The following is a 288-nucleotide window of genomic DNA, read 5'->3' as shown; positions in this document are numbered from 1 at the left end:
TGCGCCCGTCACCGCGGGAACGGTCGATTACCGTCCGGTTGATCCGAAACCCTGGATCGAGCGCAATGAGCGCGTCGCTCCCAAGACGGGGGGCGAATGATGGCGCTCACAATCGATAGTCAGGCGAAGCCTCTTGCAGCGCCGCCTTGGAAGCGGCTTGTCGCGATCGGCGCCGTCGCCACGACACTGGGTGGCTGCGTAACCTTCACGCCCGACGGCGGCATGAGCCCGGTGTCGGCGGAGGTCTCGGCCGCGATCGGCAAGGACACCGTGAAGATCGTGTCATCG

1 pseudogene is annotated in these 288 nt (G+C 66.0%); it reads left to right on the top strand.

Annotated elements, in window-relative coordinates:
• Positions 1-96: 96 nt before the first annotated feature.
• Positions 97-288: pseudogene (locus tag V5F77_RS29305) on the top strand (TolC family protein); the annotation flags it as partial.

This window comes from Roseixanthobacter psychrophilus (assembly GCF_043195195.1).
Taxonomy (GTDB): domain Bacteria; phylum Pseudomonadota; class Alphaproteobacteria; order Rhizobiales; family Xanthobacteraceae; genus NCEH01.
Note: the sequence above shows the minus strand (reverse complement) of the source record. Positions and strands in the feature narration are given on the sequence as shown.